The 12,783-nt window shown below is 66.9% G+C and carries 14 protein-coding genes; 5 read left to right on the top strand and 9 right to left on the bottom strand.

Annotated features, from left to right (window positions below; translation table 11 throughout):
* The first annotated feature begins 24 nt into the window (after nucleotides 1–24).
* The gene (locus tag N2K98_RS16195; protein WP_255864626.1) at nucleotides 25–828 is read left to right on the top strand and encodes a MerR family transcriptional regulator; all 804 of its coding nucleotides are present in this window, start codon (nucleotides 25–27) and stop codon (nucleotides 826–828) included.
* Nucleotides 829–878: 50 nt separating this feature from the next.
* Here N2K98_RS16195 and N2K98_RS16190 read toward each other — a convergent pair whose 3' ends face one another.
* Nucleotides 879–1,631 (bottom strand): glucose 1-dehydrogenase, encoded by a 753-nt coding sequence (locus N2K98_RS16190; protein ID WP_255796498.1) that lies wholly within the window; start codon nucleotides 1,629–1,631, stop codon nucleotides 879–881.
* A gap of 162 nt (nucleotides 1,632–1,793) precedes the next feature.
* Here N2K98_RS16190 and N2K98_RS16185 point away from each other — a divergent pair, with 162 nt between their 5' ends.
* The 3 genes from N2K98_RS16185 to N2K98_RS16175 all read left to right on the top strand — a co-directional run bounded on the left by N2K98_RS16185 (nucleotide 1,794) and on the right by N2K98_RS16175 (nucleotide 3,672).
* A complete protein-coding gene (locus N2K98_RS16185) occupies nucleotides 1,794–2,195 on the top strand; it encodes a VOC family protein (RefSeq protein ID WP_255864627.1) in 402 nt (133 codons plus the stop codon).
* A gap of 198 nt (nucleotides 2,196–2,393) precedes the next feature.
* The gene (locus N2K98_RS16180) at nucleotides 2,394–2,798 is read left to right on the top strand and encodes a (R)-mandelonitrile lyase (protein ID WP_255864628.1); all 405 of its coding nucleotides are present in this window, start codon (nucleotides 2,394–2,396) and stop codon (nucleotides 2,796–2,798) included.
* A gap of 28 nt (nucleotides 2,799–2,826) precedes the next feature.
* Nucleotides 2,827–3,672 (top strand): aldo/keto reductase, encoded by an 846-nt coding sequence (locus tag N2K98_RS16175; RefSeq protein ID WP_255796500.1) that lies wholly within the window; start codon nucleotides 2,827–2,829, stop codon nucleotides 3,670–3,672.
* Here the strand turns inward: N2K98_RS16175 and N2K98_RS16170 are convergent.
* From N2K98_RS16170 to N2K98_RS16150, 5 genes are all read right to left on the bottom strand, one after another.
* The gene (locus tag N2K98_RS16170; protein WP_255796501.1) at nucleotides 3,659–4,204 is read right to left on the bottom strand and encodes a hypothetical protein; all 546 of its coding nucleotides are present in this window, start codon (nucleotides 4,202–4,204) and stop codon (nucleotides 3,659–3,661) included. The genes N2K98_RS16175 and N2K98_RS16170 overlap by 14 nt on opposite strands.
* The gene (locus N2K98_RS16165; RefSeq protein ID WP_255796502.1) at nucleotides 4,201–4,446 is read right to left on the bottom strand and encodes a hypothetical protein; all 246 of its coding nucleotides are present in this window, start codon (nucleotides 4,444–4,446) and stop codon (nucleotides 4,201–4,203) included. The genes N2K98_RS16170 and N2K98_RS16165 overlap by 4 nt, the downstream gene beginning before the upstream one ends.
* Nucleotides 4,447–4,543: 97 nt before the next feature.
* Nucleotides 4,544–4,825, bottom strand: a complete 282-nt coding sequence (locus N2K98_RS16160) for a hypothetical protein (RefSeq protein ID WP_255864629.1) — start codon at nucleotides 4,823–4,825, stop codon at nucleotides 4,544–4,546.
* Between the two features lie 15 nt (nucleotides 4,826–4,840).
* Nucleotides 4,841–6,007, bottom strand: a complete 1,167-nt coding sequence (locus N2K98_RS16155) for a DUF4232 domain-containing protein (RefSeq protein WP_255864630.1) — start codon at nucleotides 6,005–6,007, stop codon at nucleotides 4,841–4,843.
* A 56-nt stretch (nucleotides 6,008–6,063) separates the two neighbouring features.
* On the bottom strand, nucleotides 6,064–7,026 hold the full coding sequence (locus tag N2K98_RS16150; RefSeq protein ID WP_255864631.1) for an alpha/beta hydrolase: 963 nt from the start codon (nucleotides 7,024–7,026) through the stop codon (nucleotides 6,064–6,066).
* Between the two features lie 213 nt (nucleotides 7,027–7,239).
* Between N2K98_RS16150 and N2K98_RS16145 the strand changes: the two genes are divergently transcribed.
* A complete protein-coding gene (locus tag N2K98_RS16145; RefSeq protein ID WP_255864632.1) occupies nucleotides 7,240–9,636 on the top strand; it encodes an ATP-binding cassette domain-containing protein in 2,397 nt (798 codons plus the stop codon).
* Nucleotides 9,637–9,782: 146 nt separating this feature from the next.
* Here the strand turns inward: N2K98_RS16145 and N2K98_RS16140 are convergent, their stop codons facing one another.
* The 3 genes from N2K98_RS16140 to N2K98_RS16130 all read right to left on the bottom strand — a co-directional run bounded on the left by N2K98_RS16140 (nucleotide 9,783) and on the right by N2K98_RS16130 (nucleotide 12,780).
* On the bottom strand, nucleotides 9,783–10,124 hold the full coding sequence (locus tag N2K98_RS16140) for a YnfA family protein (RefSeq protein ID WP_255864633.1): 342 nt from the start codon (nucleotides 10,122–10,124) through the stop codon (nucleotides 9,783–9,785).
* Nucleotides 10,125–10,551: 427 nt separating this feature from the next.
* Complete coding sequence (locus N2K98_RS16135; RefSeq protein WP_255864634.1) at nucleotides 10,552–11,751, bottom strand: low temperature requirement protein A; 1,200 nt, start codon at nucleotides 11,749–11,751, stop codon at nucleotides 10,552–10,554.
* A gap of 72 nt (nucleotides 11,752–11,823) precedes the next feature.
* A complete protein-coding gene (locus tag N2K98_RS16130; protein ID WP_255864635.1) occupies nucleotides 11,824–12,780 on the bottom strand; it encodes a D-2-hydroxyacid dehydrogenase family protein in 957 nt (318 codons plus the stop codon).
* Nucleotides 12,781–12,783 lie beyond the last annotated feature (3 nt).

Here is a 12,783-nt window from a genome sequence, read left to right as displayed (position 1 = left end):
AGTGGCAGGCAGGAGAACTGAGACATGTTATCCATCGGAGCCTTCGCGCAGATCGGCCAGGTGACCCACCGTATGCTGCGGCACTGGGACACCGCCGGGCTGCTCGTACCGGCCCACGTGAATGAGTTCAGCGGCTACCGCTCCTACGATCCCTCCCAGCTCGAACGGCTGCACCGGATCGTCGCCCTCCGCCAGCTCGGCTTCGGCCTGGAGGAAGTTGCCTCCATTCTCGATGCCGGAGTCGACGCCGACCGGATCGCCCGGATGCTTCGCATCCGGCGGGCCGAGGTGGAGAGCGAACAGCGGACGGCCGCCGCGAGGCTCCTCGACGTGGAACGGCGGCTCCACCTCATTGAAAAGGAAAATGCCATGTCCCAGATAGAAATTGTGCAGAAGTCCCTGCCCGCAGTCCGGCTGGCCGCCCGCACCGCCGTCGTCTCCGAACAGCACGAGGTGGCCGGCGTCGTCGGGCCGTTGTTCGACGCCGTGGCGGAGGCCTTGGCGCCCACGGGTGCTTCCCTGGATAAGCCGATCGCCCAGTATGAGGTGAGCGAAAACGGCATGCACATCGTTGCCGGGTACGCCGTTGCCTCTGCCGGTCCCGACGGCGTGGAGATGGTGGATCTGCCGTCCGTCCCGACGGCCATCTGCGGTGTCCACCTCGGCACCATGGACCACATAGGGGAAAGCTGGCAGGCGGTGCATACAGAGACTATTGCCCGCGGTTTTGTACTCTCGGGCCCGTGCCGCGAGGTGTATCTCCGCGCAGTGTCCGATGACCAGGCGGACTGGGTCACGGAGCTGCAGCAGCCCGTCCAGCCGGCATAAGGCGACCGCGGACCGGCACGACTTGTGCCGGTCCGCGGAACACCGCGGGTTTAGACGTTGTAGATCTTCCCGGCGGTGATCCCGCCGTCCACTACGAACTCCGCGCCGGTGGAGAAGCTGGACTCGTCGCTGGCCAGGAAAACGACCACGCTGGTGACCTCTTCCGGAGCAGCCGGCCGGGTGAGGGTGGTTTCCGAGAAATCGATGGGCTTCTGCCGGCCCATCACGGCGGTCATCGGGGTCTGGATGGACCCCGGGTGCACCGAGTTGACCCGGACGTGGGACGCGGCGAGTTCCAGTGCGGTGGACTTCGTCAGCCCGCGCAGGCCGAACTTCGACGCCGTGTAGCCATGCATCCCGGCGATGCCTTCCAGCCCGGCGGTGGAGGAAATGTTGATGACCGACGACGGCGCGGACGCCTTGAGCGCCTCGACAGCTGCGGACATGCCGAGGAAGGGGCCGGTCAGGTTGATGTCCAGGGCCCGCTGCCAGCGCTCTGCCGGGTATTGGCCGAGGGGGCCGCCGTCAAGGATGCCGGCGTTGTTCACCAGGATGTTGAGCTTGCCGAAGGTGTCCACTGTGGCTGCCACGGCAGCGGCCCAGTCCTCGGCGCTGGTGACGTTCAGATGTACGTAGCGGGCGGCGTCGCCCAGTTCCGCGGCCAGGGCGGCACCGGCGTCGTCGTTAATGTCGGCAATCATCACCTTGGCGCCTTCACGCACGAAAGCCCGCGCGTGGGAGGCGCCCATACCGCTGGCTGCGCCGGTAATCAGGGCTACTTTGTCTTTGAGTCGTTCGCTCACGGTTGGATCCTCCTGGTTGAATTGCCGGTTTGCACGGCACGTTCCCGCTGGGTGGGGCGGGGCCCATTTCGATCGTACGGCGGCAGAATCGGGCGGAATCCGGCGGAGGGGCCCCGTTGTGGGCAGTGTCATATCCGCGGTAAACCCTTTAGGCTCCTGCTCATGGCATCCCTGATCTCCCACACATCCTTCGACAGTCTCGACGCCTACGGCCAGTCCGTATTCTGGGGCCGGATCCTCGGCTTCCGGGAAGACCCGGAGGAACCGAACCGGCCGGGCGAAGAGGAATGCATGATCTTCTCCGAGGACGGCACGCAACGGCTGCTGTTCATCGAGGTTCCCGACGCCAAGCAGATCAAGAACCGCGTCCATCTGGACCTGAAGCCCGCAGAAGGTACCCGCGACCAGGAACTCGAGCGCCTCCTGGGGCTTGGGGCCCGCGAAGTTGATGACCGGCGTAACGCGGACGGCACCGGGTGGGTGGTGCTCGCCGATCCCGAGGGCAACGAATTCTGCATCCTGCGCAGCGATGAGGAGCGCCGGGTGTCCGCGGCAGCAGTTTAGGACCGCTGATCAGAAGCGCCCGTGCCTGAGCGGAACTGCCGGAACATAATCTCACCGTCCGGTGCCGAGTCCGCGCGGAGACCCTCCCGCCTGCGGCTCACCGCTTGTAGTCTCGAAAGGCCGACGGCAGCCGATTGATCGCAGCATCCCCGCAACCACCCGGGCACCCCGCCAAGCCCGTTCGTCCAGGGAGGCATCATGCAACTGGAACCGCGCAGGCCCAGCACCAAGGGACCGGCACACATGTTCACCGGCGACGTTTGGTTCGAAGTCATTGCCGCACCTCAGCCGGCACCGTCCCGGATGCGGGTCAACGCCGTGCACTTTGCTCCCGGTGCCCGCACCGCCTGGCACGTCCACGCCGTCGGGCAGACCCTGCACGTCACCGAAGGCTACGGCCTGATCCAGTCCCGCGGCGGGGACGTTCTGACGATGCGCCCCGGCGACACCGTCTACACCCCGCCGGGCGAGTGGCACTGGCACGGCGCCGCCCCGGACAACCTCATGACCCACCTGGCCATGTGGGAGGCCCCGCCCGACGACGGCGCGGAGGCCGACTGGGGCGAGCTCGTCACCGACGAGGAATACGGTGCGCGGCCCTGACCCCGGAAGACCACCGAAAGGAAAACCGATGGAAAACGTCACCCTGAACAACGGCGTCGAAATGCCGATCCTGGGCTTCGGCGTGTACCAGGTCCCGCCGGGCGAGACCGAAGAGGCCGTCAGCAACGCGCTGGCCGCCGGCTACCGCTCGCTGGACACGGCAGCGGCCTACCAAAACGAAGACGCGGTGGGGCGTGCCGTTCAGAAGAGCGGTCTGGCGCGCAATGAACTGTTCATCACCACCAAGCTCTGGATCCAGGACAACGGCGAGGCCACCACCACGCGCGCCTTCGAGACTTCGCTGCAGAACCTGGGCACGGAATATGTGGACCTGTACCTAATCCATCAACCCTTCGGCGACGTCTACGGCGAGTGGCGGGTGATGGAACAGCTTTACAGCGACGGCGCCGCGCGGGCCATCGGAGTTTCGAACTTCACCCCGGATCGGCTGATCGATCTGATCATGCACCACGACGTGGTTCCTGCCGTGAACCAGATTGAAACCAACCCGTTCTACCAGCGGGCCGTCGAAAACCAGCTGATGAGCGACCGCGGCGTCCGGCACGAATCCTGGGCGCCCTTCGCGGAGGGGAAGAACAATCTCTTCTCCGATCCCACGCTCTCGGCCGTCGGCGAGGCCCATGGGAAATCCATTCCCCAGGTAGTGCTTCGCTGGCTGATTCAACGCGGGATAGTGGTTATCCCGAAATCGGTCCGGCCGGACCGGATGGCGGAGAACTTCGACGTGTTCGACTTCGAGCTCAGCCCACAGGAAATGGCCTCCATCGCGGACCTCGACACGGGGAAGTCTCTGTTCTTCGACCACCGGGACCCCGAGGCCGTGGCCCGCTTGAGCGGGGTCACTTTGGACTAGTTTCGGGCGCCCGGTGCAGGTCCCGCACGAGGTAGAGCCACGGGAAGGACCGGCTGCCCACCTCCCAGCCGTCTGTTTCGTAGTGGGAGGACGGCCTGGTCCAGAGCACGCGGCGGTGTTCCCACTGGGTATCCGTCTGCAGCATCCGGTGCCGGAGCATGTCGACGCCGATGGTGCGCCAGCCCAGCCGTCCGGCCAGTTCCAGCTCGGGCAATTCATCGAAGGCCGTAACCGGACCGAGCCAGCGCTCGCGGGAACCGGGGGCCTGCTCGTCAGGCCGTGCACCGAAACGCTGCTGCACCGCCTGCCGGGTCATCCCCAGCTCCCGGCCCAGCGCGGCCCAGCTGACTCCCGCGCTCCGCGCCGCCGCGACTGCCCGGTGCTGCAGCTGCTGGCTTGCCTGCTCGGCGGCCCCTGCCCTGGCCACCAGGGCGAGATGGTCCGCCGCGGTGAGGGTCCCGGCGTCGTCGTAGTCACCGAGAATCAGCGCGCCGATCTGTTCCTGCAGATCCGTGACCGGACCGCCGGTCACGGCTGTTCCCCTGCATCGCGGCTGGGCAGCCAGTACTCCCTGCCGCTGCTGTCCTTGTTTCCCCGCCGGACCAGCGTGACGGCAAGGTACACGCTGAGCACGATCAGGGCGCCGCCGCCGCCCTGGCAGAGTCCCTTTGGGAAGCCGTGCAGATCGAGTAGCAGCCAGGTCGCAAATAGTGCGACCCCAACCAGAAACATGAGTGCGGAGTAAACGGCGGTGAAGATGCGGAAAGTTCTCATGGTGTCAATCAAAGCTTGACACCATCGGAACGTCAAGTGTTTGTTGACACTTTCTTTTCATGGCTCCCGGTACTCGCGTATTGGGGGTCCGCGGCGGCTAGGGTGCGGGCATTGGTGCGCCACGAACGGCACACCGCCAGGAAAAGGAGTGGAACATGGGACATTCAAGGCTGTCGTTGTGGTCAACCGGGTCGGTGCTGTCCATCGGATCGAAGAATTCTGTGTTGTCGATCGGCAGTGTGGGATCAGCGTGTTCGATCGGTTCGATCGGATCGTTTGGGTCGGTGCTGTCCATCGGATCTGCGCTATCCGCGGTGGCGGTGATGTCCTGGCTGTCCGTCGGGTCGATCATGTCGTCGCGGTCGAAAGCGGGGGTCATGGCCGCGGGCAAGGCCTAGCCTGCGGGCGTCCAAGCTGTGACCGTCAGATAGCCGGGTTCCGCCAGATCGATGTCTGCCTCCAGTTCCTGCCGCTGGGTCCCGGAGTAGGGGGCCACCAGCAAGGTGCCTACCCGGACCATGCCCGCCCCGGCCGTACCGCGCCAGCCGATCGAGGCCGTGGCTGCTTCCCCCGGGGCCAGCGTCACCGGCTGCACCGGAGGATCCTCGGTCATATGGGAGCCGCCGTGCACCGCGGTGATGCCCATGACCCAGCCATCGCTGCTCTCGAAGTCCAGATCCGGGTAGCCCTGCACCGTGCAGGACCGTGTTCCTGTGTTTCGCACGGTGATCTGCGCTGCCCGGTGGCCCGTGGCCGCATCCCACCCGCCGATCGAGGACTCGACTTCTTCACCGGTGCACCACAGCGGATCCGGCTCGGAGAGGGCGGCACCCACCGGGGCGGCACCGTAAACCGTTGGCTCCGGAGTGGGCGTCGCGACAGGCTCCGGGGCCGGTTGCGAGGGATCGCGGGCGGTGAGCGGAAGCGCAACCATCACGGCTGCGGAGAAAAGGGCGAATGCCCCCAAGGCCCAGCCACGCTGCCGAACCCGGGCGGTGGGGGCGGGTTCCTCCGGAACCCGGGCTGCGTGACGTTTCTCCGGCAGATGGGAACCCGCCCCGTCGGAGGCGGGTGCGGAAAGGAAGGTGGCCACGAGGGACGGCACCCAGCCCCAGGCAACCCCCCAATACGCTCCGGTGAGCAGTGAGGGCCCAAGCAGGTCAAAAATCCACTGTGCCCGGCCCAGGGGCCATTGGGCCAGGACCGAAGCCACGGCCAGCACCGCTGAACCGGCCACGGCCGCCAGCGTCACGCTCATCCAGTTGGCCAGGAAGAGCGCGCCCCGGGTACCGGTCTTCCTGCTATCGGGCAGGAGCACCAAGGTGAACGCGGCCACGGCCAGGGCTGTTAACCCGGCCACCAGCACCAGGCCGGAACCGTCCAGGAGAGATTTGATGCGGACAGGCATAGTGTCCGGGGAGACCAGTGAAGCCAGGTAGATCGGTATCCGGCCGTTCCCTGCGGTCAGCAGCGCTTCGAAGGCCCAGCCGGAAATCAGCCAGAGGACAGCCACGACAGCGGGTAGAAGGAGCGGCTTGAGTTTTTCTGCAGTGTTCCCCATGCAGCGAGGGTACCCCGTCGTCCTCTATCCGGATCCGGCAGCGTTGCGTGCGGGAATTAACGCACCGTTGCGGGCGCGAGCTGCCGCCGCAGCTCCGCGCACAGTTCCGCCAGCGCCTGCGGAGCGCTGCGGCACAGCCGCGGGAAGGCCAGGTAACCGTGCGGCATCCCTACATAGGTGGTGACGCGGACGGGAACGCCGGCCTTGCGCAGGGCTTCGGCGTAGCGCAGCCCGTCGTCGCGGATGGGATCGTGTTCGGCCACCTGGATCAGTGCCGGCGGCAGCCCGGTGTGGTCCAACGCCAGCAGCGGCGAGGCGTACGGGTTGCTGCGGTCCTCCAGATTGGGGACGTAGAGGCTGCCGTAGCGGAGAACGTCCTCCTTGGTGAGGATGGGTGCGTTGGCGTTTTCCTCGATGGACGGGCTGCCCAAGGTCATGTCGGTGGCGGGATAAATCAGTCCCTGGAACGCGATGGCGGGGCCGGACCGGTCCCGCGACATCAGCGTCAGCACCGCTGCCAGGTTGCCGCCGGCGCTGTCGCCCACGACGGCGAGCCGGCCGGCGTCGGCCTCCCATTCATCGGCCCGGGCGGCTACCTCGAGCAGTGCGGCATAGCAGTCCTCCGCCGCGGCGGGCCAGGGATGCGTCGGCGCCAACCGGTACTCGAGGGAAACGACGACGGCGCGTGCGTCCCGGGCAATGGTGCTGGCCAGCGAGTCATAGATGTCCAGGTTGCCGACCGTCCAGCCGCCGCCGTGGATCAGGACCACCAGTGGCAACGGACCGACGGCGTCCTTGGGACGGTACACCCGGACGGGGATCCGGCCCTCCGCACCCGCGGCGGTGTCGTCCTTCATTTTTACGCCGGATGCGACGCCGCCCAGCACCCAATCCAGTACCGGGTTGTGCTTGATGGTGCGCTGCTGGTCGGCGAGAATCTGTTCCTCGCTCTTGCGGGCTACGGAGGTCCGCGCCAGCAGCTTGCCCACCAGCCGTACCCGCAGATCAAGCTTTGCCATGTTCGTGCCTTTCCATCGGTCCTGCCGAGCTAGGCCTGAATATAGTCCTCCACAGCCTGCCCCGCTCGGCGGCGGCCGAGCCGGCGCCGTCGTCGTTCCCGTTAGCCGTTGCCGCTCCCGGAGTGACCGGGCAGAATCGGACCGACGACGAAGGTACGGGGCAGCGAGCCCCGGGCGCAGTCCCGGGCGGAGTCCCGGGCGGATGGAGCGGCAATGAGCGCGGACACCACAACGAGCACCGGCACCGGCGGAGCGTCGCACGCGGCGGACAGCCATGATGTGATCCGGGTGCAGGGTGCGCGGGTGAACAACCTGCGGGACATCAGCATCGAGATTCCCAAGCGGCGTCTGACGGTGTTCACCGGGGTGTCCGGCTCCGGCAAGAGCTCGCTGGTGTTCGGCACCGTGGCCGCCGAATCCCAGCGGCTAATCAATGAGACTTACAGTGCTTTTGTGCAGGGTTTTATGCCCTCCTTGGCCCGGCCGGAGGTGGACCTGCTGGAGGGACTGACCACCGCCATCATTGTCGACCAGGAACGGATGGGTGCGAATCCGCGCTCCACGGTGGGCACCGCCACGGACGCCAACGCGATGCTGCGGATCCTGTTCAGCCGGTTGGGGCAGCCGAACATCGGCCCGCCCAACGCGTATTCCTTCAATGTCCCGTCCGTGAAGGCCTCCGGCGCCATCACGGTGGAGCGGGGCGACGGCAAGACCCGGGCGGAAAAGGCGGTGTACAACCGGCTCGGCGGCATGTGTCCCCGCTGTGAGGGGACGGGAGCGGTCACCGACTTTGACCTGACGGCACTGTTCGACGGCGCGAAGTCGCTGTCCGAAGGGGCGATCACGGTGCCGGGCTACAGCATGGAGGGCTGGTTCGGGCGGATCTACGCCGGCTCCGGGTTCTTCAACATGGACAAGCCGATTGCAAAGTTCAATAAGCGCGAGCTGCATGACCTGCTCTATAAGGAACCCACCAAGATCAAGGTGGAGGGCATTAACCTCACCTATGAAGGACTGATCCCCAAAATACAGAAGTCGATGCTGTCCAAGGATCCCGAAGGGATGCAGCCGCACATCCGCGCCTTCGTGGAACGGGCCATCACCTTCAGCACCTGCCCGGAGTGCGACGGGACCCGGATCAGCCCGGAGGCAAGGTCCTCGAAGATCGGCGGCCTCAACATCGCCGATGTCTGCGCCATGCAGATCAGCGACCTGGCCGGCTGGGTGCGCGGGCTGAAGGAACCCTCGGTGGCGCCGCTGCTGGCCGGGCTGCAGCACCTGCTGGACGCGTTTGCGGAAATCGGGCTGGGCTACCTCTCCCTGGACCGGCCGTCGGGCACCCTCTCCGGCGGCGAATCCCAGCGGACCAAGATGATCCGGCACCTGGGCTCCTCGCTGACTGACGTCACCTACGTCTTCGACGAACCGACCATTGGCCTGCACCCGCATGACATTGCCAGGATGAACCAGCTGCTGCTGCAGCTGCGGGACAAGGGCAACACCGTGCTGGTGGTGGAACACAAACCCGAAACCATCGCGATTGCGGACCACGTGGTGGACCTGGGGCCTGGCGCCGGCACCGCGGGCGGCACCGTCACCTTCGAGGGGCCGCTGGACGGACTGCGGAAGAGCGGCACCCTGACCGGCCGCCACCTCGGGGACCGGGCCCGGCTCAAGGACTCGGTGCGGCCGGCGTCGTCGGCCCTGGAAGTGCGCGGTGCCGCCACCAACAACCTGTGCGACGTCGACGTCGACATTCCGCTGGGCGTGCTGGTGGTCCTCACCGGGGTGGCCGGCTCCGGCAAGAGCTCACTGATTACCGGGTCGGTGTCCGGGCGGGAGGGTGTGGTGACCGTGGACCAGGGCGCCATCCGCGGCTCCCGGCGCAGCAACCCGGCCACCTACACCGGCCTGCTGGAACCGATCCGCAAGGCGTTCGCGAAGGCGAACGGGGTGAAACCGGCACTGTTTTCCTCCAACTCCGAGGGAGCCTGCCCGTCCTGTAACGGCGCCGGGGTGATCTACACCGAGCTGGGTGTGATGGCCACGGTGGAATCCGTGTGCGAGGACTGCGAGGGCCGCCGCTTCCAGGCCTCGGTGCTGGAATATCGGCTAGGCGGGAAGGATATTGCGGAGGTGCTGTCCCTGTCGGTGGCCGAGGCGCAGGAGTTCTTCGGCGACGGCGAAGCCCGCACCCCGGCCGCACATAAGATCCTGAGCCAGCTGGCCGACGTCGGGCTCGGCTACCTGCATCTGGGGCAACCGCTGACCACGCTGTCCGGCGGGGAGCGGCAGCGGCTGAAGCTGGCCACGCACATGGGCGGCAAGGAAGCGGTCTTTGTGCTGGACGAGCCGACCACCGGACTGCACCTGGCCGACGTCGAGCAACTGCTGGCCCTGCTGGACCGGCTGGTGGATTCCGGGAAGTCCGTGATTGTGATCGAGCACCACCAGGCCGTGATGGCGCATGCGGACTGGATCATCGACCTGGGTCCCGGCGCCGGGCGGGACGGCGGGCGCATCGTGTTCGAGGGGACACCGGCGGATCTGGTGGCGGACGCGTCCACGCTGACCGGAGAGCATCTGGCGGCCTACGTGGCGGGGTGAAGTTTGCTGCCGGTTTGGGATTCTGCTGCCTGTTCGGGAAATCCCTCCACTGCGCAGTGGCAGGGATTTCCCCCTCTGGCAGGGAATTACCAAAGTGGCAGGATTTCCTAGACCCCTTCGACCGCAGGCAGCCGGGCCGGAATCATTTAGGACACCGGGCTGCGGGGCGCAAACATGATCACGGCGACCCCCGCCAGGCAGATCAGCGAGCCGAGGATGTCCCAGCGGTCGGGCCGGAAACCGTCGAAGACCATGCCCCAGGCCAGCGAGCCGGCCACGAACACTCCACCGTAGGCGGCCAGGATCCGGCCGAAGTGCGCGTCCGGCTGCAACGTGGCCACGAAACCGTAGACGCCCAGGGCCATCACGCCCAGGCCCGCCCACCACCAGGCCCGGTCCTCCCGCACGGACTGCCACACCAGCCAGGCTCCGCCGATTTCGGCGGCAGCGGCCAGGAGGAACAGCAGGATGGTTTTTGCAATGGTCATGGCATCCATCCTGCCGCAGGTTCGGAGGGGAGCGGGGGTGCGGGGGAGCGGGCAAGCGGCCGGCCGGCGAGCGTAGTTGGAGTTTGTGCTGCCGGTTTGGGAATTTGCTGCCGGTTCAACCTGGCAGCAAACCTCAAAGTGGCAGCATAAGTGCAAAACCGGCGGTTAGACGGCTGGTCGGGACGGAGGACCGACGCCGAAGTCTGGGAACCGCCGGATTTCCTGCACATTGTCGGAATCCCTGCAGTTTGTGACAATCCCCGCTCCGCGCAACGCAGGGATTGTCACAAACCGCAGGGATTTGCCCAAAACGCATGGAATCCAACTGCGTCAGGGGTGGTCCGGTGCGCAGGGTATTGTCACTCGGCCATGCCCGGCCCCGGGCTACATGCACCCCAGAGCCGGACCGGCCCGGTCACCAGCAAAGTCACACCGCCTGCGAACCCCGCACCCGGCGCCGGACCTCTCGGTACAACAGGGCCTCCACGGCAACCAGCCCGGCAACCAGGGCGGTAACGAGGAGAAGCGCCGCCAACGAGGTCAACGGCAGACCGACGGCTATCAACGCCAGCAGCAGTGCAGCCGTTCCCAACCGCCACTTCTTCCAGCCCCCGCCCATCCTCCGCCAGAAGGCCGCGGTCCCCAGCAGGTACAGTGCCGGGCCGCCGAACAACGCGAAGACCCCGAGGCTGCTCAGCCCCTTCCCCTCGTCCACATGCGCCAGCACGTCCTCTACCCCCAACGCCGTGAGGACAATGCCGGCCACGAGGGGCAGGTGCAGGTAGGTGTAGGCGACGACGGCGGCCGAAGACCGGGCGGATCCGCGCAGTGCGGCGAAGCGGTGTTCGGCCGCGACTGCCGTGACGTCGAAGTAGAGCCACCAAAGCCCGATGGACAAACAAATTCCCGCCGCCGCACCGGCAAGCACCGGTACGCTCACGGGCAGTTCGGAGGCGCCGACGCCGATGGACACGATGGATTCGCCGAGTGCGAGGATGACCACGAGCGCGTACCGTTCGGTCCAGTGCGCCGCCGAGTGGATCCGCCAGTTGCCGTGCCAGGAGATGAGGAAGGTGATCCCGGTGTCCAGCACCATGCCGGCCAGCCAGAACCAGGTCTGAGCGGTTCCGCCCAGCACCGCCCCGGTGACGACCAGCGCCGCCCCCAGGACGGCGGTGAAGGTCAGCTTGGCTATCTGGCGCCGCAGCGGCCGGTCGTTCCCGGACGCATACACGTACAGAACCAGGTGCAGGACCCGGACCGCAGAATAGGCCAGGGCAAGTACCAGCGGGCCGTGCAGGCCGCCGTCGAGGTCGTCGAACGCTTCCGGAATGGCCAGTGCGGCAATAAAGGCCGCCACCATGACGGCGGACAGGCCGAACCGCATCAACCCTTCATCGACGTGTGCCTGGTTGGCGAGCCAGGAAAAGGGCGCCCAGGACCACCACAGCAGGACCAGGATGACCATCCCCTGCAGCACACCCAGGAATGAATGCTCGTGCACCATGAACCCGGTGACCTGGGTAAAGGCGAACACGAACACCAGGTCAAAGAACAACTCAAAGGTGGTGACCCTGTGCGTTTCGTCCGAAATGCGGGCATGGGGCGGGCGCGGCAGCTGCGGCATGGCACAAAGAATAGGAGTCCGCGGCCCCGCCCAGAAGATGATGCGGGCTGAAAGCCGGGCGGCCCGCGGCAGCTACAGCGTCCGGATCGGGGTCCCGGCCAGGAAAGCCGAGATGTCCTCCACCACCTGCGGAAAGAACGTGCGGTAGTTCCCCTCGGTGACGTACCCGAGGTGCGGCGTTGCCAGGACGTTGGGCAGGTCCCGGAACGGGGAATCTGCCGGCAGCGGCTCTTCGGCAAACACGTCCAATCCGGCGCCGGCAATCGCCTGCCGCCGAAGGGCATCGAGCAGGGCGGCCTGGTCCACGATCCCGGCCCGCGAGGTGTTGATCAGGTAGGCGCCCGGTTTCATCAGCGCCAGCTCCCCTGCCCCGAGCAGTCCGCGTGTACGGTCGCTCAGCACCAGATGGATGGAGACGACGTCGGACGCCGCCAGCAGCACCTCGAGGGAGGGGGCCAGTCGGGCGCCGGCCGCCTCGGCCCGTTCGGCAGTGAGATTATGGCTCCAGGCCAGCACGTTCATCCCGAACGCCGCCCCCACCCGGGCCACCTGCATCCCGATTTTCCCCAATCCCAGCAGCCCGAGCGTGGCTCCGTGCAGGTCGGTGCCGATGGTCTGCTGCCAGGGTCCGCCGTCCCGCAGGGCAGTGGCTTCGGGCACCAGGTGCCGGCCCAGTCCCAGGACCAGAGCCCAGGTGAGCTCGGCGGGCGGCGTCGAGTTGCTGGCCGTGCCGCAGACGGTCACGCCCCGCTCCCGGGCCGCGGCGAGATCGATCGAGGCGTTGCGCGCGCCGGTGGTGACCAGCAGCTTCAGGCGGGGCAGCCGGGCGAGCAGGCTCGCCGGAAAGGGGGTGCGCTCGCGCATGACGACGACGACGTCGAACCCGGCTAGGCGCGCGGCGACGTCGTCCTCGGCCGCCAGATGGTCGGAGAAGACGGTCAGCTCCACCTGACCCTGCAGCGAAGCCCAGTCGGCGAACCGGGTGGCGGCGTGCTGATAGTCGTCGATCACTGCGCATGTAACGGTCATGGA

The organism is Arthrobacter jinronghuae, from assembly GCF_025244825.1.
Taxonomy (GTDB): Bacteria; Actinomycetota; Actinomycetes; order Actinomycetales; family Micrococcaceae; genus Arthrobacter_B; species Arthrobacter_B jinronghuae.
The sequence above is the reverse complement of the archived record's forward strand: the minus strand, read 5'-3'. Positions and strand labels throughout refer to the sequence as shown.